Origin of the sequence: Roseovarius gaetbuli, from assembly GCF_900172365.1 — a bacterium.
In the GTDB taxonomy this organism is placed as follows: domain Bacteria; phylum Pseudomonadota; class Alphaproteobacteria; order Rhodobacterales; family Rhodobacteraceae; genus Roseovarius; species Roseovarius gaetbuli.
Map to the genome: position 1 here is coordinate 1 of NZ_FWFJ01000036.1, position 20763 is coordinate 20763.

General features: G+C 59.5%; 24 protein-coding genes. 16 read left to right on the top strand and 8 right to left on the bottom strand.

Annotation, left to right across the window (positions count from 1 at the left end; all coding sequences use genetic code 11):
• From ROG8370_RS14880 to ROG8370_RS14915, 8 genes are all read left to right on the top strand, one after another.
• Window positions 1-176: transposase domain-containing protein (locus ROG8370_RS14880; protein WP_139838167.1), on the top strand; the 176-nt coding region annotated here is incomplete at its 5' end.
• A gap of 238 nt (window positions 177-414) precedes the next feature.
• Window positions 415-1353, top strand: a complete 939-nt coding sequence (locus ROG8370_RS14885; RefSeq protein WP_085827970.1) for a DnaJ C-terminal domain-containing protein — start codon at window positions 415-417, stop codon at window positions 1351-1353.
• Window positions 1350-1712: a chaperone modulator CbpM gene (locus ROG8370_RS14890; protein ID WP_085827971.1), complete on the top strand. Its 363-nt coding sequence runs from the start codon at window positions 1350-1352 to the stop codon at window positions 1710-1712. Before ROG8370_RS14885 ends, ROG8370_RS14890 begins: the two co-directional genes overlap by 4 nt.
• 50 nt (window positions 1713-1762) lie before the next feature.
• A complete protein-coding gene (locus tag ROG8370_RS14895; protein WP_085827972.1) occupies window positions 1763-2107 on the top strand; it encodes a hypothetical protein in 345 nt (114 codons plus the stop codon).
• Window positions 2108-2196: 89 nt separating this feature from the next.
• Window positions 2197-3189, top strand: coding sequence for a TRAP transporter substrate-binding protein (locus ROG8370_RS14900; RefSeq protein ID WP_085827973.1), 993 nt, complete (start codon window positions 2197-2199; stop codon window positions 3187-3189).
• Window positions 3190-3229: 40 nt separating this feature from the next.
• Complete coding sequence (locus ROG8370_RS14905) at window positions 3230-3727, top strand: TRAP transporter small permease (protein ID WP_085827974.1); 498 nt, start codon at window positions 3230-3232, stop codon at window positions 3725-3727.
• Complete coding sequence (locus ROG8370_RS14910) at window positions 3724-4998, top strand: TRAP transporter large permease (protein ID WP_085827975.1); 1275 nt, start codon at window positions 3724-3726, stop codon at window positions 4996-4998. The genes ROG8370_RS14905 and ROG8370_RS14910 overlap by 4 nt, the downstream gene beginning before the upstream one ends.
• Window positions 4999-5006: 8 nt before the next feature.
• The gene (locus tag ROG8370_RS14915) at window positions 5007-5876 is read left to right on the top strand and encodes an isocitrate lyase/PEP mutase family protein (protein WP_085827976.1); all 870 of its coding nucleotides are present in this window, start codon (window positions 5007-5009) and stop codon (window positions 5874-5876) included.
• A 76-nt stretch (window positions 5877-5952) separates the two neighbouring features.
• Here ROG8370_RS14915 and ROG8370_RS14920 read toward each other — a convergent pair whose 3' ends face one another.
• Both ROG8370_RS14920 and ROG8370_RS14925 read right to left on the bottom strand, forming a co-directional pair.
• Window positions 5953-6612, bottom strand: coding sequence for a YiaD family glycine zipper/OmpA-like lipoprotein (locus ROG8370_RS14920; protein WP_085827977.1), 660 nt, complete (start codon window positions 6610-6612; stop codon window positions 5953-5955).
• A 128-nt stretch (window positions 6613-6740) separates the two neighbouring features.
• Window positions 6741-7580 (bottom strand): methylated-DNA--[protein]-cysteine S-methyltransferase, encoded by an 840-nt coding sequence (locus tag ROG8370_RS14925; protein WP_085827978.1) that lies wholly within the window; start codon window positions 7578-7580, stop codon window positions 6741-6743.
• A 141-nt stretch (window positions 7581-7721) separates the two neighbouring features.
• On the opposite strand from ROG8370_RS14925, the gene nth reads away from it, so the two are divergent.
• Together nth and ROG8370_RS14935 are read left to right on the top strand one after the other, a co-directional pair.
• The gene (gene nth / locus ROG8370_RS14930; RefSeq protein ID WP_085828009.1) at window positions 7722-8366 is read left to right on the top strand and encodes an endonuclease III; all 645 of its coding nucleotides are present in this window, start codon (window positions 7722-7724) and stop codon (window positions 8364-8366) included.
• The gene (locus ROG8370_RS14935) at window positions 8363-9349 is read left to right on the top strand and encodes an adenosine kinase (RefSeq protein ID WP_085827979.1); all 987 of its coding nucleotides are present in this window, start codon (window positions 8363-8365) and stop codon (window positions 9347-9349) included. The genes nth and ROG8370_RS14935 overlap by 4 nt, the downstream gene beginning before the upstream one ends.
• 85 nt (window positions 9350-9434) lie before the next feature.
• Here ROG8370_RS14935 and acuK read toward each other — a convergent pair whose 3' ends face one another.
• Both acuK and mutM read right to left on the bottom strand, forming a co-directional pair.
• Entirely contained in the window at window positions 9435-10211 is a 777-nt protein-coding gene (gene acuK, locus ROG8370_RS14940) for an acryloyl-CoA hydratase (protein ID WP_085827980.1), read from the bottom strand.
• Window positions 10212-10275: 64 nt separating this feature from the next.
• Complete coding sequence (gene mutM / locus ROG8370_RS14945) at window positions 10276-11127, bottom strand: bifunctional DNA-formamidopyrimidine glycosylase/DNA-(apurinic or apyrimidinic site) lyase (RefSeq protein ID WP_085827981.1); 852 nt, start codon at window positions 11125-11127, stop codon at window positions 10276-10278.
• A gap of 86 nt (window positions 11128-11213) precedes the next feature.
• On the opposite strand from mutM, the gene ubiE reads away from it, so the two are divergent.
• The 4 genes from ubiE to ROG8370_RS14965 all read left to right on the top strand — a co-directional run bounded on the left by ubiE (window position 11214) and on the right by ROG8370_RS14965 (window position 16413).
• Window positions 11214-11957, top strand: coding sequence for a bifunctional demethylmenaquinone methyltransferase/2-methoxy-6-polyprenyl-1,4-benzoquinol methylase UbiE (gene ubiE, locus ROG8370_RS14950; protein WP_085827982.1), 744 nt, complete (start codon window positions 11214-11216; stop codon window positions 11955-11957).
• A 2-nt stretch (window positions 11958-11959) separates the two neighbouring features.
• Window positions 11960-13492, top strand: a complete 1533-nt coding sequence (gene ubiB / locus ROG8370_RS14955; protein ID WP_085827983.1) for a 2-polyprenylphenol 6-hydroxylase — start codon at window positions 11960-11962, stop codon at window positions 13490-13492.
• Between the two features lie 129 nt (window positions 13493-13621).
• Entirely contained in the window at window positions 13622-15736 is a 2115-nt protein-coding gene (locus ROG8370_RS14960) for a YjbH domain-containing protein (RefSeq protein WP_085827984.1), read from the top strand.
• Window positions 15733-16413 carry a YjbF family lipoprotein gene (locus tag ROG8370_RS14965; RefSeq protein ID WP_085827985.1) on the top strand — a complete coding sequence of 227 codons (681 nt, stop codon included), beginning with the start codon at window positions 15733-15735 and terminating at the stop codon, window positions 16411-16413. The genes ROG8370_RS14960 and ROG8370_RS14965 overlap by 4 nt, the downstream gene beginning before the upstream one ends.
• Before the next feature lie 490 nt (window positions 16414-16903).
• On the opposite strand, the gene ROG8370_RS14970 is transcribed toward ROG8370_RS14965, so the two are convergent.
• The 4 genes from ROG8370_RS14970 to ROG8370_RS14985 all read right to left on the bottom strand — a co-directional run bounded on the left by ROG8370_RS14970 (window position 16904) and on the right by ROG8370_RS14985 (window position 19830).
• The gene (locus tag ROG8370_RS14970; protein ID WP_085827986.1) at window positions 16904-17806 is read right to left on the bottom strand and encodes a phosphotransferase family protein; all 903 of its coding nucleotides are present in this window, start codon (window positions 17804-17806) and stop codon (window positions 16904-16906) included.
• 73 nt (window positions 17807-17879) lie between these two features.
• Window positions 17880-18569, bottom strand: a complete 690-nt coding sequence (locus ROG8370_RS14975) for a flagellar hook capping FlgD N-terminal domain-containing protein (protein WP_085827987.1) — start codon at window positions 18567-18569, stop codon at window positions 17880-17882.
• A 12-nt stretch (window positions 18570-18581) separates the two neighbouring features.
• Window positions 18582-19223, bottom strand: a complete 642-nt coding sequence (fliK, locus tag ROG8370_RS14980; RefSeq protein WP_085827988.1) for a flagellar hook-length control protein FliK — start codon at window positions 19221-19223, stop codon at window positions 18582-18584.
• Between the two features lie 64 nt (window positions 19224-19287).
• Entirely contained in the window at window positions 19288-19830 is a 543-nt protein-coding gene (locus ROG8370_RS14985) for a hypothetical protein (RefSeq protein WP_139838176.1), read from the bottom strand.
• A 63-nt stretch (window positions 19831-19893) separates the two neighbouring features.
• Between ROG8370_RS14985 and ROG8370_RS21350 the strand changes: the two genes are divergently transcribed.
• Together ROG8370_RS21350 and ROG8370_RS14995 are read left to right on the top strand one after the other, a co-directional pair.
• A complete protein-coding gene (locus ROG8370_RS21350) occupies window positions 19894-20379 on the top strand; it encodes a rod-binding protein (RefSeq protein ID WP_306372381.1) in 486 nt (161 codons plus the stop codon).
• A complete protein-coding gene (locus ROG8370_RS14995) occupies window positions 20369-20728 on the top strand; it encodes a flagellar protein FlgN (RefSeq protein ID WP_085827991.1) in 360 nt (119 codons plus the stop codon). The genes ROG8370_RS21350 and ROG8370_RS14995 overlap by 11 nt, the downstream gene beginning before the upstream one ends.
• Window positions 20729-20763: the final 35 nt, after the last annotated feature.

Below are 20763 nucleotides of genomic sequence, written 5' to 3' on the forward strand. Positions count from 1 at the left end.
TGTTCGTTGGATCACAGACCGGTGGTAAAGCTGCCGCCATTGCCTACACCTTGATCGAAACGGCCAAACTGAACGGTATCGATCCGCAAGCATGGCTCGCCGACACACTTGCCCGCATCCCAGACTACAAGATCAACCGCGTCGACGACCTGCTCCCATGGAAAACCGCGCCATAGGGGCGGTCAGACCGGACGCTTACGTTTCAACGCCTGATCCTGCAACTCATCCGTTGTTGCCCCTAAACGGATTGCCCTCGCCAGATATTCGGTGAATTTGATCCATCGCAACCGAACCCCGACTCTGGCCTAGTATAGCTAGCGCAAGGTGGCATGTCGTCGGCATGCCGTGCCGGTGGCGTTTCGATGGTCTGATTGGCGTCAAGAGACCAGACGCGTGAGATCGGAGATGTGATGAATGACTGAAGATCCATACAAGGTTTTGGGCGTCAGCAAGACTGCGACGCAGGACGAGATCAAGAAGGCCTATCGCAAGCTCGCAAAGAAGCTTCATCCAGACCTTCACCCCGACGATCCCGACAAGAAGGCAGAGTTTCAGGCCGTTTCGGCGGCCAATGATCTTTTGGGTGATCCGGAAAAGCGCAAACGGTTTGATGCCGGGGAAATTGACGCCAGCGGTCAGGAGCGGCCGGAGCGGCAGTATTACCACCAATATGCCGGGCAGGATGCCGGGCGGCGGTATGATCCCGGCGCGGGGATGGGCGGTGCGCAGGATGCGTCGGATCTGTTCTCGGAATTGTTCGGTCGCCGCCAGCAAGCTGGTGGTCGGGCCTATGGGCAAGAGTTTCACGCGCGCGGCGCCGATGCCCGTTATCACCTTGAGGTCGATTTCATGGACGCCGCGAAAGGAACCAAGCGCAGCGTCACGATGCCGGATGGCAAGGCAATCGAAATCACGATTCCTGCTGGTCTGAAGGATGGCCAGACCCTTCGGTTGCGCGGCAAGGGCGGGCCGGGATTTGGCAAGGGCCCGGCGGGCGATGCTTATGTTACGGTCGCTGTGCGCGATCATCCGGTTTTTGTGCGGGATGGTGACACTATCGAGCTGGAATTGCCGATTACCTTTGATGAGGCCGTTCTCGGGGCGAAGGTCGAGGTGCCGACGATCTCGGGTGCTGTCGCGATGAGCATCCCAAAGGGGGCGTCGTCGGGGCACCGTCTTCGGCTTAAGGGGAAGGGGATCGCAAGCGGGAAAGGCCCCGCCGGGGATCAGCTTGTACGCTTGAAGATCATGCTTCCTGACAAAATTGACGCGCAGATGGAAGAGCTTGCAATGCAGTGGCGCGATCACGCCGGTTTCGATCCGCGCAAAGAGTTGCGGAGGGCCACAACATGAGCATCGACGAACAAACGGTTGTCGCGCGGGTCGAGCGTGTGACCACAAGAGAGCTTCGGCTTTGGGTGCGGCAGGGGTGGGTGCGTCCCGCCGAAAGTGCCTCGGGGCCGGTGTTTGACGAGCTCGACATCGCGCGGGTCAGGCTTTTGTGCGACCTGAAGAAGGAAATGTCGCTTTCGACCGATACGATTCCGGTGGTTCTGACGCTGATCGACCGGCTGCATCAGACCCGTCGCGAGCTTCGCGCTTTGACGCAGGCACTTGAGGCGCAGCCCGACGATATCCGGCAGTCTGTTGTTTCCGCGTTTGTGGAAATTCAGGGCAAAGACGACAAGGCCGATGGCGGGCAACAGCCGTAATTCGTTATTTGTGTCAGGGAGTTAACCCATCAGGCGAAAGGACATGGCAGATGAATACTGATCTTTTGACAAGGCGGCGCGCACTGTTGGTGACCTATCGGCGGTATCTTGCGGCTGATCGCGCCTGGTGCCTTGCGCTGCGCGAGATGAAAACCTGGTTTCCTGCGGCCAGTCGGCCCGGTGCTTCGGCCATCGGAAACCCCGGCTCGCCGATACGACGGCTCTTTGAGCAGCGCGAGCGCGCGTTGCTTCAATTTGAAACGGCGCGGCTCAAGCTTGAGGCGGCCAAGCAGCGGTTTGCAGCAAGAGAGCGCGCGCGCCGGTCCGTGAGGGTGATGTTGATCACCTCTGCTGGTCGCGAATTGGACGCGACAAGCGGCGCCAAGGCCAGATAAGGCGCTGCGCGATTTGAACCGTCAGGCTTGTGATATCGGGAGCTTTGAATAAGGTGGCCTCGTAGATTTGATTTGGGAGGATCACTGTCATGTTCAACAAACACCTTTTCGCGGGCGCTGCCCTTGCGCTTGGCCTTGTTTCGACACAGCTGAGTGCCGCCGATACGACGATGCGGATTTCGCTGCAATTGCCGCTCAAGAGCCATCTTGGCCAGAACCTTGTTCTGTTCAAGGACAAGGTCGAAGATATGTCGGCCGGTGAGATCGCGATCGAGATTTACGACTCGGCCCAGCTTTACAAGGATAAGGAAGTGCCCGCCGCCGTCGGCTCTGGCGCGATCGAGGCGGGGGTCGCGTCGCTGACACGCTATGTCGGGGATATCCCGGCGGTGGACGTGTTTTACATGCCGTTCCTATTGAACAACGAGGCCAAGGTGCGCGCCGCAGTGGCGCCCGGATCGGCCGTGCGCGGCCCGCTTGACGAGGCGATCAAGGACACCGGCGCGACCGTCCTTTGGTGGCAGGCCTATGGCGGGGCGATTCTGTTGTCCAATGGCGGACCGATCAAGACACCGGCGGACATGCAGGGTAAAAAGGCGCGGGTCTTTGGCAAGACTCTTGGCGATTTCGTGACCACCACCGGCGGCGCGCCGACGATGGTGTCCGGCTCGGAACAATACCTCGCCTATCAGCGTGGCACGGTTGATGTGGGCATGACCGGGGTCTCGGGCGTTTCCTCGCGCAAGTTGTGGGAGGTGATGGACACCATCACCGTGACCAACCATGCCGATATCGAGTTTATCGTCGTGGTGAACACCGATTGGTGGAACGCCCTGCCCGAGGGTCATCGCGAGATGATCAGCAAAGCCGCGCAGATCGCAGAGACCGACGTGCGTGATCGCGTGTCGCAGATCGAGGCGGATGCCTATGCCGCCGCCACCGAAAACGGCATGACCGTCTATACCCCCACCGACGCAGAGATCGACGCATGGAAGCAGGCCTCTGCGCCGGTCTATGACGATTTCCGCGCCAAGGCGGGCGAACTTGGTGCCGCCGTCCTGAAAGCGGCTGAGGGGCTTTGAGGCGCCTTTTGTCCTCTCCCCGATTCGGGGAGGGGTCCCCATGATCTGGTTTGATCGTCTGATCCTGGGTCTGGCATGGCTCGCGGCGGTGTTGTTCACCGTCGCGGGTGTCATGCTTACCTATGAAGTCTTGGCGCGCTATTTCTTTATCCGCCCAACAATTTGGGCCGCCGAGCTTAGTCAGCTCTGCCTGATCTGGGGGTGCCTGATCGGGATGGCATGGCTCTTGTCGGCGCGGCGTCACATCGCGGTGGATGCGGTTATCCAACTGTTGCCGCCCGGCGCGCAGCGTTGGATCGAGGCGGCGGCGATGCTTGTGGTAGCGGCCTTTAGCGCCATGGTGACATGGAAGGGCTGGGACATTTTCCTTGATTCATTCGAACGCGGGCGCACCACCGGGTCGTTGCTCGATTTGCCAAGCTGGGTGGTCGAACTGGCGGTGCCGCTTGGATTTGCCCTGCTGTTCATTCAGGCCCTGATCGAGGCGGTTCGTTCGCTCCGGGGCACCGGCGCGGATCGGGAGATTGCAATCGAATGACCGTCATTCTCATTCTCGCCTCGCTGTTTACCTTGTTGCTGGCGCGGGTGCCGGTCGCCTTTGCGCTAGGCGGCATGGGGCTTGCGCTTTTGATGCTCGGGGGCTTTTCGCCGCTGATGGCGCCACAGGCGGTGTTGTCGACCCTGGATGGGTTCATCCTTTTGGCGGTGCCGCTGTTCTTGCTGATGGCCAATGTCCTGCTCAAGGGTGGGGTTGGCGATGACCTTTTTGCCGCCGTCAATTCCTGGGTCGGCCATTGGCCCGGCGGGCTTGCGGTGGCGACGATCCTGTCCTGTGCGATTTTCGCCGCGATCAGCGGAAGCTCGGTCGCGACGGCGGCGACCATCGGCACGGTCGCCATTCCCGCGATGATCGAACGCGGCTATGACAAGCGCTTTGTCTACGGGCTTTTGGCAGCGGGGGGCACATTGGGCATTCTGATTCCACCGTCGATCCCGATGATCGTCTATGGCTTTATCACCGAAGAATCCGTTGGCGCGCTGTTTCTGGCGGGGGTCGGGCCGGGCATGGCGCTTGTTGTCATGTTCATCCTCTATTCGATGGTGCATGCGCGGCTGACCACGGTTCAGGGGGCAAGCAAACCGGCCACCATGGCCGAGCGGCGGGTCGCGACGACGCGGGCCTTTCCCTCGATGGCGCTTGCCATGTTGATCATCGGCGGCATCTATTCCGGTGCCTTCACCCCGACCGAGGCCGCCGCGATCGGCTTTACTGCGGCGCTTTTCGTGACCGTGGTCGTGCTTCGCTCGCTGTCGTGGAAGGGCTTTCGCGAGGCGGTGTTTGAATCGATGATCACCACGGTTGCGATCCTGTTGATCGTGGCCGGCGCCAAGGTGTTCGGCAAGGCGATCACGCTTTACCGCATTCCACAGGATATCTCGGCGATCATCGCACAGGCGATTGAAACGCCTCTGGTCTTCATCATCGTGGTCAGCATCGTTTTGCTGTTGATGGGGCTGGTGTTCGAGGCGCTGTCGATGGTTCTGATCATGACGCCGGTGTTGTTGCCCTCGGCGATGGCGATGGGGTTTGATCCGATCTGGTTTGGCATATTCATGGTGGTGATGGTCGAATGCGCGCTGATCACCCCGCCGGTGGGCCTAAACCTTTATGTCATTCAGGCGGTGGCGCGGGCCAGTCTTGGCGATGTGGCGCGGGGCGTTTTGCCGTTCCTTCTTTTGATGTTCCTCTGCGTGGCCATTCTCTATGTCTGGCCGGATCTTGCGCTTTATCTTCCCTTCAAACTGTGAGCCTTCGAATGACCCAACCTGACAAACTTCGCGCGCTTCTGGCGCAGGACAAACTGCATGTGATGCCCTGCTGTTTTGACGCGCTCTCGGCGAAACTGATCGAGCAGGGCGGGTTTGGCCTTTCGTTCATGTCGGGGTTTGCCACCTCCGCCTCGCGGATTGGCGAGCCGGATTTGGGTTTGATGTCCTATACCGAGGTGGTCGACAGCGCGCGCAACATCTGTGATGCGACAACGATCCCGCTGATCGGGGATGGCGATACCGGCTATGGCAATGCGATGAACGTGCGCCGCACCGTGCGTGGTTTTGCGCGTGCGGGATGTGCGGCGGTGATGATCGAGGATCAGCTTGCGCCCAAACGTTGCGGTCATACGCCGGGCAAAGAGGTGGTCGGGCGTGACGAGGCGTTTGACCGGATCAAGGCGGCGGTCGATGCGCGCGAGGATGATGATATCCTGATCCTGGCGCGCACCGATGCTCGCCATAACCACGGCCTCTCCGAGGCGATTGACCGGGCGGCCCGGTTTCACGAGCTGGGCGCCGATATCCTGTTTGTCGAAGCCCCCAAAACCGTCGCCGAAATGCGCAGTGTTTGCGCCGATCTGCCGGGGGCGAAGATGGCCAATATCGTCGAGGGCGGCGAAACCCCCGATCTTAGCCACGCCGAGCTTGGCGAGATCGGCTATGCGATTGCGGCCTATCCCTTGACGCTTATGTCGGCGGCGATGCGGGCGATGACCCTGACATTGCAGGCCCTCGCCGAGGACAAACCGCGCGATCCCATGTTGATGGATTTCGTCGAATTGCGCCGCAGGATCGGGTTTGACGCCTATTACGAGGCCTCATCGGCCTATAAATCATCGTTCCGGTCCACCTGAGCGCGGGTATCCTGCAACGGAAAACCCCCGGCGCGAGGGACGCACCGGGGGCCTTTGAATGACCTGAAATCAGGTTTTAGGCGTTGGGCAGGATCACGATTTCCACGCGACGGTTCTGACGCTTGCCCGCTTCGGTCAGGTTGGACGCGACCGGCTGACTTTCACCGCGGCCAAAGGTGCGCACGCGCGAGAACGGCACGCCGCCTTCAAGCAGAACATCCGCCACCGCATTGGCGCGGCGCTCTGACAGGTTTTGGTTATAGCTCGCGTCGCCATCGCTATCGGTGTGGCCAACGACCTGAACGGTGGTGTCGGGATAATTGTTCAGGCTTCGCGCCACGGTAAGAAGATCACCGCGCAGGCCCGGATAAATCGTGGTGCTGTCGACATCAAAGAGGATATCCTGCGGCATGGTCAGGATAAGACGGTCACCGGTATTGGTGATCTGAACGTCATTATCCAACTGCTGGCGCAACTCGGCCTCTTGCTTGTCGAGCGCATTGCCAACGGCCGCGCCGCCTGCTGCCCCGAGGATACCGCCGATGACGGCGCCTTTGCCCTTTTTATCGCTGACAAGCGCGCCAACGCCTGCGCCAAGAACGCCGCCCAAAAGCGCGCCTTGCTTGGTCTTTTGGTTGGGGTCGGTGCCCGAAACCTGTGACGGATCGGTACAGGCGGTCGCCAGCAAAAGGGATGCGCCGGACAGAAGAAGAAGGGGTTTACGTGCTCGGATCATTATATGGTCGCCTTGTTGTTAATCATCCCCGATTTGTCGGGTTTGTGGCGATGATATGCAATAACACGCCTGGCCCCAAGGCCTTTGAAGGGGAAACAAGCGGCATTTCGCGCAAATTCTGCCTGCGCCTAACCCTCGGCGCGCGCGCTTTCCCAGGCCAGCATCGCGCGTTTGACCGGCAGCCCCCAGTGATAGCCGCCAAGCGCGCCGGATTTGCGCAGCGCCCGGTGACAGGGGATCAGAAAGCTGACCGGATTGCGCCCCACCGCCGTGCCGACGGCGCGCACCGCGCGCGGGCTTTCGATGGATCGGGCGATTTCGGAATAGGTGGTGACATGGCCGGTGGGCACCCGAAGCAGCGCCTCCCAGACCTTGATCTGAAACGGCGCGCCGATCATGTGCAGCGCGGTTTCACCCTTGCCGACAAAGGCGGTGTTGACCCAGGGCGCGATCCGCTCGGGCGCGTGTTCATGGCTGGCCTTGGGCCATCTGGCCGCGAGATCGGCAAAGGCGGCGTCGCGCCCGCATTCCTCGGTAAAGGCAAGCCCGCAAAGCCCCTTGTCGGTGCCCATCGCAAGGGCCTCGCCAAAGGGGCTATCGAACCAGCCGTGATAGATCGTAAGGCCCTCGCCACCGCGCGCGAATTCGCCGGGGCTCATCGCCTCCCACCGCAGGAAAAGGTCATGCAGCCGCCCGGTGCCGGTAAGGCCGGCAGCATCGGCCACCTCAAGCGTGGTAAAGCGTTGCGCCAGAAGGGTCTTGGCGTGACCAAGCGTCAGGTATTGCTGATAGCGCTTGGGCGACACGCCGACCCAGGCCGAGAACAGGCGCTGGAAATGCGCGGCGCTCATGCCCATTTCGCCTGCGAGTTGCTCAAGCGGCAGGGTCTCGCCGCCCTGATCAATCAGGTCGATGGCCCGTCGCATGACGTGGAAATGATAGGCCTGATCGGGCGCCTCGGCATTCATGGAAATCCCTCCGGTTTCAGGCAGGATAGACAGCATCGCAGCCACGCGCGACCCGGATATTGCGCATTAACGGTGTCGGCCGGGGACAAAAGTCGGATCACGCCCATTGCGCGGGCCGGAGGCTTGCGGCAAAAGGCCTGCATGGTAGCGCAACTTGATTATCACAAGATCCGCGAGATCTTTGGCCGGTTTCACGCCGCCGATCCCGAGCCCAAGGGCGAGCTTGACCATGTTAACGCCTATACGCTTTTGGTGGCGGTCGCGCTTTCGGCGCAGGCCACCGATGTGGGTGTGAACCGCGCCACGCATGATCTCTTCAAGATCGTCGATACGCCGCAAAAGATGCTGGATCTCGGCGAAGAGGCCTTGATCGAGCATATCAAGACCATCGGGCTTTATCGCAACAAGGCCAAGAATGTGATGAGGCTGTCGAAGATATTGGTCGAGGACTATGACGGCGTGGTGCCCAATTCGCGCGCGGCGCTGAAATCGCTTCCGGGGGTGGGGCGCAAGACCGCCAATGTGGTGCTGAACATGTGGTGGCATATGCCTGCACAGGCGGTAGACACGCATATTTTCCGCATCGGCAATCGCACCGGGATTTGCCCGGGCCGTGATGTGAACGCGGTCGAGCGCGCGATCGAAGACAATATTCCCGCCGATTATCAGCTTCATGCGCATCACTGGCTGATCCTGCACGGGCGCTATACCTGCAAGGCGCGCAAGCCGCTTTGTGCAACCTGTATCATTCGTGACTTATGTGAATTCGAGGATAAAAACCTATGACGAAATATCAGGCCGTCGGCGTTGGAAATGCCATCGTTGATGTAATCAGCCAATGCGATGACAGCTTTTTGTCGCGGATGGGCATCGACAAGGGCGTTATGCAGCTTATCGACGAAGAGCGCGGCGAGTTCTTGTACGGCGCGATGGAAAACCGCACCCAGATGCCGGGCGGATCGGCGGCCAATACGGTTGCGGGGCTGGGCGCGGTTGGTCTCTCAACCGCGTTTATCGGGCGGGTGCGCGATGACGAATTGGGCCGCTATTACGCCGCCAGCCTGACGGATGTGGGCACCACATTCGTGAACGAGCCGGTTGCGGGCGGCGAGGGGCCGACCTCGCGCTCGATGATCTTCGTGTCGCCGGATGGCGAGCGCTCGATGAACACCTATCTCGGGATTTCCACGGATCTTGGCCCGGATGATGTGCCCGATGAGGTGGCCGGGCAGGCGGAATTGCTGTTCCTTGAGGGATATCTTTACGACAAACCGCAGGGCAAAGAGGCGTTTCTTGCGGCGGCGCGGGCCTGTCGCGCGGGCGGTGGACGGGCGGCGATTTCGCTGTCTGATCCGTTTTGCGTCGACCGGCACCGCGATGATTTCCGTCAGCTTGTGCGCGAACTCGACATCGTATTCGGCAACGAGCACGAGTGGAAATCGCTTTATCAGACCGAAGACCTTGGCGCGGCGCTTGAGCAGGCGGCGGCGGAAAGCGGGCTTATCGTGTGTACGCGGTCCGGTCATGACGTGGTTGTGGTCGAGGGCGACCAGAGCGTGTCGGTGCCGGTGCAAGAGGTGGTGCCGGTGGATGCCACCGGTGCCGGTGATCAGTTCGCCGCCGGCTTTCTTTACGGTGTTGCCACGGGCCAGACGCTTGAGGTCTCGGGGCGCATGGGATGCATCGCCGCGGCCGAGGTGATCGGCCATTACGGCGCGCGGCCCGAGGCGGATGTAAAGGCGATGTTCCGCGAGGCAGGCCTGATCTAGCCTTCATTCGGGGCCTGAGTGTCGGCGTAGACAAAAACGGGCGGGGGATATACCCCCACCCGTTTTCCTCGATAAGTCGACTGCGTTACTTGTCGCGGAACTGGGCCTGGCGTTTTTCGGTGAAGGCCGCCATGCCTTCTTTCTGGTCTTCGGTGGCAAACAGCGAGTGGAACACCCGGCGTTCGAACAAAAGGCCTTCGCGCAGCGTGGTTTCGTAGGACCGGTTGACCGCCTCTTTGGCCGCCATCACCGTGATCATCGACTTTTCCGCGACCTTCTGCGCGGCATTCATTGCCTCTTCCATCAGCTTTTTGGCGGGCACGACGCGGCTTACAAGGCCAGAGCGCTCTGCCTCTTCGGCATCCATGAAGCGCCCGGTCAGGTTCATGTCCATCGCCTTGGATTTGCCGACAAACCGTGTCAGACGCTGCGTGCCGCCAAGGCCGGCGATGACGCCAAGGTTGATCTCGGGCTGGCCGAATTTCGCAGTGTCCGAGCAGATGATGAAATCGCACATCATCGCAAGTTCGCAGCCGCCGCCAAGCGCATAGCCGGACACGGCGGCGATGATCGGTTTGCGAATCCGGGTAATCGCCTCGCTGTCTGGTGTGAACAGGTCTTCGGTGAAGACATCGACAAAGCTTTTCTCGCTCATCATCTTGATATCGGCCCCGGCGGCGAATGCCTTTTCCGAGCCGGTCAACACGATACAGCGTACCTTGTCGTTTTGTTGCGCCTCACCAAGGGCAGTGGCCAGCTCTGACATGAGCTGATCGTTGAGCGCATTAAGCGCGTCCGGCCGGTTGAGTTTGATGAGGGCTACGTGGTCTTCTATTTCGACGATGATCGTCTCATAGGCCATGAAATCTGCTTTCGCTTGTTTCCGTCAGACCTGATTCATTACCACTGTCAGCCGCCGGTTCAACCTATCTTTGGCATAGGGGGCAATAGAAGCTGGATCGCCCCGATTGCACGACGCGGGCGATATGGCCAGTACAGCCGGTGCGACGGCAGGGCTCGCCCTCGCGGTCGTAAACATCGAAATTGTGTTGGAAATAACCCAGTTCGCCATCGGCCTGGCGGAAATCCCGAAGCGATGATCCCCCCGCCAGAATGGCATCGCCAAGCACCTCGCGGATGATCGGAACAAGGCGTGCGGCGCGGGGTGCAGAAATCATGCCGGCCCGTCTTTTGGGCGAAATTCCCGCCCGAAAGAGGGTTTCGCAGACGTAGATATTGCCAAGACCCGCAACGATTCGCTGATCCAGAAGGGCGGATTTGATCGGCGTGTTGCGCCCCTTGAGGGCCTCGGTTAGGTAGGTTTCGTCAAAACTGTTGCCAAGGGGTTCGGGCCCGAGCTTGGCCAGAAGCGGGTGCGTCTCGGCGGTGGCGGTCGCCATCAGGTCCATCGCGCCAAAGCGGCGCGGGTCGTTGAAGGTAATGCGTGCGCCGTTGTCCATGTGAAACACGACATGATCGTGTTTTTCCGGGACGGGGTGATCGTGGACAAATTTCCCCAAGGGATCGCCCGAAATCAGCATTCGACCCGACATGCCAAGATGGATCAACAGCGTCTCGCCCGAGGCCAGATCGGCGAGGATATACTTCGAGCGCCGCCGGAGGCCGAGAACCTTTTGCCCGGCAAGGCGCGCGGCCATGTTCGCCGGGAACGGCCAGCGAAGATCGGGGCGGTTGATATCGGCGCGCGCGATCACCGCGCCTTCCATCACCGGGGCAAGGCCGCGGCGCACTGTCTCGACCTCGGGTAATTCGGGCATATCTGACCTAATCTTGCAAAAGGGGCGCATTGTAACCCGGCCCCGTCGCTCTATAAGAAGAGCCATAGCAAGGAACGGCAAGACCCATGAGCGACAAAACCACCCATTTCGGATTTGAAACCGTGCCCGAGGCCGAAAAGGCCGGGCGCGTGCGCGGCGTTTTCGGCAATGTGGCTAGCAAATATGACGTGATGAACGACGCCATGAGCCTTGGGATCCACCGCATCTGGAAGGATGCGATGATGGATTGGCTTGCGCCGCGCGCCGGTCAAAAGCTTTTGGATGTGGCGGGGGGCACCGGCGATATCTCCTTTAGGTTTCTCAACCGCGCCGGAAGCGGTCATGCGACGGTTCTTGACCTCACCGAACAGATGCTGATTGAGGGGCGCAAACGCGCCGAGGCCGAACAGATGGCCGCAAGCCTTGATTGGGTGGTGGGCGACGCGATGGCCTTGCCATTCGAAGACAACACCTTTGACACCTACACGATCAGTTTCGGCATCCGTAATGTCACGCGCCCGCAAGAGGCCCTGAACGAGGCGTTTCGCGTGCTCCGGCCCGGTGGGCGGCTGATGGTGCTGGAATTCAGCCAGATCCCCAATGACATGATGCAGAAGGTCTATGATCTTTATTCGTTCAACATCATCCCGCAGCTCGGGCAGCTTATCGCGAATGACCGCGACAGTTATCAGTACCTCGTTGAATCGATCCGCCAGTTCCCGGATCAGGAGACATTCCTTCAGATGGTGCGCGATGCGGGGTTCGGACAAGCGAAATATCGCAATCTCAGCCTTGGGATCGCCTGTCTGCATTCGGGTTGGAAAATCTAGGAATGCGCGGACCTCATAACATTTTGCGGCTCATTCGCACCGGTGCCACGCTTGAGCGGACCGGCGCGATGGGGCTTATCATGGATGCCTTCGAGGCGCCGCCCTTGGTGCGGGGCACGCTGCGGTTTCTGGCCTGGCCGTTTCAATGGCTTGGCTACAAGGGCGATCCCACGACACCGCCCGCGCCGCGCGCGCTCACGGCGCTTGGGCCGGCCTATATCAAGTTCGGCCAAATCCTGTCGACGCGCCCCGATCTTGTGGGCGACGAACTGGCCCAGCAATTGCGGGTGCTTCAGGACAAGCTTCCGCCGTTTTCTGTCGAGATCGCCAAGCGCAGCATCGCGCAGGAACTTGGCCAGCCGGTCGAGGCGCTGTTTGACGACTTTAGCCCGCCGGTCGCGGCGGCCTCGATTGCGCAGGTCCACAAGGCACGCCTGCGCGAGGATGGCACGGCGGTGGCGATCAAGGTGCTGCGGCCCGGCATCGAACGGGCCTTTCGCCGTGATATCGACGCCTTCTATTTCGCGGCGCGCACGATCGAGATTCTGGCCCCCGGCGCCCGACGTCTGCGCCCGACCGAGGTGATCGCGCATTTCGAGGGTGTCGTCATGGGCGAGCTTGATTTGCGGCTTGAGGCGTCATCGGCGTCGGAGTTTGCGGCCAATACCGGCAATGATGCGGGCTTTCAGCTTCCAGCGGTGCAGTGGAATCTGTCGTCGCGCCGGATCATGACGATGGCCTGGGCGGATGGGCTTCCGCTTGGGGATAATGCGGCGCTCGATGAGGCCGGGCATGACCGGGCCGTTCTCGGCGAGCGTGTGCTTCAGCTTTTCCTCAATCACGCGCTGCGCGACGGGTATTTTCACGCCGATATGCATCAGGGCAACCTTAAGGTGGCGGCCAATGGCGATATCATCGCCTATGATTTCGGCATCATGGGGCATATCGACGAATATACCCGCCGGGTTTACGCCGAAATCCTTTACGGATTCATCCGCCGCGATTATCGCCGGGTTGCCGAGGTGCATTTCGAGGCCGGATATGTGCCCGCCGATCGCGATGTCGATGCCTTTGCGCGCGCCTTGCGCGCCGTGGGCGAGCCGATTTTTGGCATGGATGCCAGCAAGATTTCGATGGGCAGCCTGCTGAGCTATCTGTTTGAGGTGACAGAGCGGTTTGGCATGGAAACCCGGACCGAGCTTATCTTGCTGCAACGCACGATGGTGGTGGTCGAGGGCGTTGCCCGCTCGCTTTATCCGCAGATCAACATCTGGCAGGTCGCCAAGCCGGTGGTCGAAGATTACGTCAAATCCACCATCGGGCCACGCGCCGTGCTGCGTGATCTCGGGCGCACGGCGGCGGTTTTGTCGCGTTATGGTCCGCGCCTGCCCAAGCTAGTCGAGGACGCGTTGATTCGCCAATCCATGCCGCTTGCGATGCCCGCGCCGTCGCGTTGGCCGCGAAACGGCCTGTGGGTGCTTTTGGGGGCGTCTGTCGGTGCCGCCGCGATGTTCGCCTTCATGATCTATATCTGAAAGCGCGGCCTTTGGCCCACAGTGGCCGTTGTTTTACCGAATCGGGAAAACACGCGTTGTCGTGAGGTCACCAGATCGTTATCCTGCCTACAAATAAGAAAATGCGGTTGTGGGACAGGTAGACGATTCATGAGCTTTAGACCTCGTAAAGCGCTTGCGCTGGCTTTGATTGCGTGCGGCCCGGTCGGCGTTTTGGCAAATGACCTGACGACAACGGTTACCAACAACTATGGGATGCCCGGTAGTCTTGTCGATATGCCGACCGCCGAGATGGCCCCCGATGGTCAGATTTCGACGACGGCATCTCATTTCGATGGTAACACCAAAACGATGCTAAGTTTTCAGATTCTCCCTTGGATTTCGGGCAGCTTCCGTTATTCGGCAACCGACAATCTGACGCCTCAGTTTTCCACGTTCTATGACCGCAGTTTTGATCTGCGGTTTCGCCTTTGGAAAGAAGGGACCTACCGCCCCGCCGTGGCGCTAGGCTTCCAGGATTTCATCGGCACCGGCATTCTTGGGGCGGAATATATTGTTGCGTCCAAATCAATCGGCGACCGGGTGGCCGTAACCGGTGGCCTGGGCTGGGGGCGTTTGGGCAGTTTCAACAGTTTTGGCAGCACTGGCAATCGCAAGATGTTTCAGCCAGGCGATACAGGTGGCGATTTTAGGACCGGCAGTTGGTTCCGCGGTGATGTCGCCGCCTTTGCCGGTCTGAGTTTTGATTTGACGGAGCGTCTGACATTTGCGGCTGAATATTCATCGGATGGCTATGATGAGGAAGTTGCGGTGGGGATTTTCGAGCATAAATCGCCGTTGAATTTTGGACTGAATTATCAGATCAATCCAAATATCTCGCTTGGCGCTTTTGCCCTGCACGGCTCAGAAGTCGGTGCTAAGCTGACACTGACACTCAACCCGAAAAACGCGCCTGCCCCCGGTGGACTGGAAGAAGCGCCGCTGCCCGTCAGTGCGCGCACACGGGGCACAACGGCCGATTTGAACTGGTTGATGGAACCTGAAACGCGCGCCGCGGTGAACCGTTCGGTGACCAAAACGCTTGGCAGTTCCGACCTTGTGGTAGAAGGGTTAAGTTTAGACGGACGCACGGCGCATGTGCGGTTGAGAAACGACAGATACGACGCGCGCGCTCAAGCCTTGGGTCGAAGTCTGCGCGGGCTGAGCCGTACATTGCCGACCTCGGTTGAAACGCTGCATGTAACGTTGGTGGCGGCGGGGATGCCAAGCAGCACTCTGAGTTTCAGCCGCAGCGATCTAGAGCGTCTGGAAAATGAACCGGCGGAAAAAGCGCTCGCTGTGGCGCAATTCAGCGATCCGCTGAGCTTTGCCAATCTGCCCACGCCGACGGCCGATGCCTATCCTCAGTTCAGCTGGGGGATCGGACCATATCTAAGGACCAGTTTCTTTGATCCCGACAACCCGGTGCGGGCCGATGTCGGGATTAAGTTTTCGGGCGATTATCACGTTATGCCCGGGCTGATTGCGTCGGGAGAGGTTTCTGTCAAGGCGTTTGGCAATCTCGACAAAATCAACAGAACCAGCAATTCGACAATTCCGCATGTGCGCTCGGACGTTGCCAGCTATCTGGCGACCGAAGAGCCGACTATTAACCGCCTGACGCTGGCGAAATACAGCCGTCTGGGCCACAACCTGTATGGTCGTGCGACCGCAGGCTATCTGGAGCAGATGTATGCGGGCATTTCCGGTGAGGTGCTATGGAAACCGGTCAACAGCAGCTTTGCGTTGGGCGCAGAGGCCAACTATGTCCGGCCGCGTGATTTTGACGTGCTCTTTGGTCTGCGCTCGCGCACTACGGCGGGCGGTGTCATTCCTGAATTCAACGGCCATGTTTCGGCCTACTATGATGTCGGGTACGGCTTTCATACCCAGCTTGACGCCGGCCGCTATCTGGCCGGCGATTGGGGCGCCACACTGAGCGTCGACCGCGAGTTCGCCAATGGCTGGAAGGTCGGGGCTTTCGTGACGCGAACCGATGTTTCCTCGGAGGATTTTGGCGAAGGGTCTTTCGACAAGGGGCTCCGCCTGTCAATTCCGCTGTCATGGATGCTGGGTCGCCCGGCGCAGAAAACGCTGGACACGACGATACGGCCGCTAACGCGGGACGGTGGCCAGAGACTTGACGTGGACGGCCGTCTTTATGAAACCATCCGCGACACCCATCGGCCTGACGTCGCCAAAAGCTGGGGAAAATTCTGGAGATGACCATTACAGGAAACATGGTGGTGGCCGCTTTGTGCTTTGGCATGGGCTTGTCCGGGTGTTCCAACCGCGCTGACGACGTGTTGTTATATTCCACTATCAAGGACGCGCTAAAAGTAGAGGGTAAGCCTACCCGGACGCAACCTGCGCAACTGGCCAGCGATATCACGCAGGCGATGGCGGCGACTGATGGTCCGCTGGCCGTGGTCAGTTTTGAAAAGCCGCAGACTGCTGCGGTTATTCGCGTCGTAGAAACCAACGGGGCATATCGGACCTGGGGAAGCTGGGGCCGTAGTGAGCGTCGTAGCGTGACCACGCGCAACGGCCTGATCGTGGCGACGCGGGGTCTTGGTCATGACCTGATGTCGTCGGATGTGCGCGACACGCTAAACCTTGTATCGCGCCGCGAGGCGGGCCATGCCAAGCGGGTGCAGCGCTATCTTGATGGCAACAACACCATTGTTGCCGTTGAAGCGGACTGTACAATTCAAAGGGCCGGTGCGACCGAGGTGCAGATGGGAGCAGGCAAACGCGCTGTTGTCGACATGATCGAGAGCTGCGACGCGGGAGCTCAATCATTCCGAAATACCTATAAAGTTGCATCGGATGGCCGGATCCTCCAATCAGACCAGTGGCTGGGTGAGCTTTTTGGTCAGGCCGTTCTTCAACATCTGCGCTAACCTGTTCCGGAATATAAAAAAGACCCGATCATCTGACCGGGTCTTTTTATTCGTTTTGTGTCCGGGGGCGTGACGCCCGCGTAACCTAAATTTTAGGGGGTGGTTGTAGAGCTTGAGCTTGAGTCCGCCAGTGCCACAACGAGGGCAGCGGCTAGAGCGAAACCGCCAACCATGGCAAGCGTTCCCAGACCCGAAGCGGAAGACCCTACGGGCGCAACTGCGACAAACGGATCTTTTTCTTCTTCTACGGGGGTTACGTTACCCGCCATAAGGGGTGCTGTTGTCATTGCGCTAATCGCAACGGCCGTAGCAATAATCGAAAACTTGTTCATGACATTCTCCAAACAAGGGTAAATTCATGCGTTACTTACGCTATGACAGTGTTCATTGCATAGTCATTCGTGAAAAAAAACCGGTATTTATCAAAAAAGCCTATTCTGGCGCATTCTTGCAACGATAAATGCCCAGCATCTGGGCAAATGTCATGAAATCAGCGCAAAACCGACGCTATTGATTCTTGTGGGAGGTGACCAAGAGCCCGAGCTTCGGCGATGGTGCGGGTCTCTGCCTGCGAGTCACCCTTGGCGTGTTGCCACAGACAATAGGCCATCATGCGCCAGTGATACCAAGGGGCAAGATTCGTATATCTTTCCATCACTTTAGCATCATCATAAGCGCCCAGAAAGGCGGCTTCTTCGGCCACTGAAAGCGATGTGCCACGATAGGCCAATTGCATCGCCGGCGACAGAAAGATCGCGATATCCTCGCATGGATCGCCTGTCGCGGGGCATTGCCAGTCAATCAAGCGCCAGTCGCGGCCCGCCCCGATGATATTTCCGGCAACGGGGTCACCATGCAGCATGCAGCTGGCCCCAACCGGTGGAACGACCACCACCGGCATCAGCGTGCGGGCCCAATCGGCCAGCGGCTTTGGGCATAAATCAAGAATCATCTCGCCTTGCCGTTGTAAGGCGCGACTACCATTGGGAGGCGTGCGCAGGCCCTCTGGCGCATCAAGACGGTGTAGCCGTTTCAGCAGCCTTGCCACCGGCGAAGGGTTGTTTTTCCAAGTCTCGCCCTTGAGGTGTTCATAGATCACGCATTGGCCAAATGGCGTTGCAAAGTGATCGACAAGACGCGGCGCAAGGTTGTGCGGTTCAAGATGGCGCAATGCCCGAATTTCATTCGCTGGATCATTGGGGAAAAGCGGATTCTGGCTGTTCTGCGCAAAGAGCTTCGCAACAATCTGGCGTGCCCCGTCCGTCACACGCCAGGTTTTATTGGTGCGCCCGCCGTCAAGCATAACCCAACGCGCCGTGTCGCCGCTCAGGCCGCGCGCCGCGACCAACTTGGCCAGCTCATCAAGGGCGTGATCTGAAAGGGTGGCCTGCATTTGCCTGATCCTGCTGCTTGGGCCGAAGGTTGCCAGACGCTATGCGTTTCGGCCCCTGCAGGCAAGTCAGAGATCAGCCTTCGGGCGGTCGAAGGCCAAGCACCTGCGAGGCGGCAATGGTTTGGCCGCTTTCCATCACAAGGTTGATTTCGCCCCCGTCAAGCCGGGCCTCGGTAATGCGACCGCTGACCTGGGCATCATGGCGCGCGATGGTTTCATCCTGTGACATGGAATGGACCGAGATGTTATACGTCCCGTTGCGCAGCGGTATACCCGCCGGATCAAGGCCGGACCATTCAACGCGCCCGCTTTGCGCCGGGATATCCAGACGCTGAAAAATGACGCCCTGCGCGTCGGTCACCACAAGTTCGGCGGTATCCGCTGCCGGGTCCACCTCGGCGTTGAGGGTGACGGGCGTACCCTTGAAGTTGACCGGCACCTCGGCGCGCGCTTCCATCCCGATCCAGCCGGAAAGCTGACCCATGCCGAGCGTGTCCAGACGTGCGCCCAAACCGCTCAGCAGGTCATTGGTTTGCACCTGTTGTTCCACCGTCGAAAAAGTGGCGAGTTGCACTGCGAAATCCGCCGAGTCGACGGGGTTGAGCGGATCCTGATTGCGCATCTGGGTGGTCAACATTTTCAGGAAGGTTTCGAAATCCGAATTGAGGGCGCCGCCGCTCTGGTTATTGGCGTTGGAGTTGGAGTTGGCTGCGGTGTTTGTCGCGGCGGTCGCGGCGGATTGAGTGGCAGAGGTGACTTCCATAAGGAGCCCTTTCTAAAGTCTGATATCAAGGCGATCCGAGATCAGGATCGGGGTGTGGTGAAGGTTTGGCGTTTCGTGGATTGGCGCGTGGGCGCCTGAGCCACTGGATGACAAATGGCCGGCATCGCCGTGCTCCTGCCCGGTTTGGCCGGACTGACCGCCGCCAAAGGAAAACTGCGCCTTGCCATAGCCGATACTCAGGAATTCCTGCGCCAACGTATCAATATGACGGCGCATCAGGTCGAGCGTTTCCGGGCGTTCGGCGATCACCGTCACGCTCATCACCCCATCGGCCGACGCAAGACTAAGGCGCACCCTCCCAAGTTCTGCGGGGTTCAGGACAATGTCGACCGGGCGCCCCGGCCCACCCCGCTGTGCGGCGGCGGCGATCTGCATCGCGATGTGTTGCGGCAGGTCGGCGCGTTGAGCAAGTGCCTGGGTGGGAACCGCCATTGCGGCGTTGCTTGCCGCCAAGGTGCGGGCTTCGAAAACAAGAGATTTGTCATCAAGGGCAGAAACCTCGACCTCTGTGGTCAGGCTTTTGGCAAGCTGTGCCGGATCGAGATACTGCCGGGGCAAGAAGGCCGGAGCATTCGGTGGATTTACCGGAGTGCCGGGCGTGGCCAGACGGTCGGCTTTGACGGCTTGATCCATCGCGCGTTCGACTTCGGCGCTCTCGCTAAGCAGGCTGGCCTGAGCGCGCTTGGATGCGTCTGTGCTATCTTCTGCGGTTTTTTTTGGTGATGATGGCTGCGGCGCTTGCGCTCAAAGGCTGGGCTTTTGCCGCCTCAACCGGCGTCTGTGCCATAGAACCCGTCGGTGGAGCGGCCAGATCTCCCTCGCCCGCAGGAGCCGCGGGACCGCCTTGGTTCGGCACCATGTTTTCCTTTGCGATGGCCTTATTGGCCTCGGTGGCATCCTTAAGACCGACATTCAAGGCAAGGGTGTTTCCATCACCAGATTCTGGGCCACCGACCTCTTGGGGAAGGGGAGCGGATGCAGCCAAAAGAGACGATATGTTTTCCACAGTGTCCGGGTTCGGCGCAACTTGTTTGCCCGGATCGCTCTCGGCGCGGTCTGGGGCGTCTTCCTGATCGCCTGTGTCGTTCGCTATCATCTCAGGGGGTAAGTCAGGCTCGATTTCGATGTCGAGGCCTTGATCTGCGCCACCCTCGATTTCGATGTCATCCTCGGGGTTGTCGCCGTCAACGGGGGTGCCCCTCTCTTGCGCCTTTGCCGGTTGCGGGGTCTTCTTCGCCATGTCGCCCTCGCGAAAGAGCGCGCCAAAGGTGTCTTTGGTGTCTTGGTTTGCCGTTTGGCCGGCATGGTCTTTGGCCGCGCCATGACTGGCGATTGGCGTGGCAGGCGGGCCTTGGAGAGGGCCATTGGCAATCAGTGGTATCAGCATGTTGAGGCTCCGGGATTTCTTCCGCGTTATGCCGAGCATGTCAAAAGCTGGTTACTGCTTCTTTACCGCTTTGGGGTCTTATTGGAATTAGTCCGCGCAATTCGAGGTAATCCCGTGACAGATTCTTTACCAATCCCACCAGTCAACCGTCCGCTGCCTGCCCCCGGTCAAAGCACGCCAATGCGAGACGCCGCAGAACGCCTTGAAGCCAGTTTTCTGGCGGAAATGCTTAAATCTGCGGGGTTTGGCGAACAGGAGAATTCCTTTAGCGGCAGCGCGGGCGAGGATCAGTTTGCCTCGTTTCACCGCGAGGCGCTTGCCCTGCAAATGGTGCGCAATGGGGGAATCGGACTTGCCGAAGTTTTTTATCAATCCCTGATGGAGAAGACCAATGACGCATGATGCGGAACAACGAATCACCAATCGTCTTGATACCCTTTTAGAGATCGAACGCGAGGCCCTGTTAAAGGGCGACCTGCAGGCGATATCGACACTTCTAGATGAAAAAGAAAGCCTGATTGATGCGCTCAATGCGATGACCGACAGCGTGCCACCCGACCTCAAGGAATTGCAGGCCAAGGTCACGCGAAATCAGGCGCTGCTTGATGGCGCTTTGCAGGGGATTCGCAATGTTTCGGCCCGCATGGCGGCGTTTCGACGGATGCGTCGGTCGATGGAAACCTATGATGAATTTGGCCACAAACAGACCATTTTGGGCGAGGTCGAGCGCAAGGTCGAAAAGCGGGCATGATCCGCTTTTGACTAAAATGCTGGATTTATAGGGGG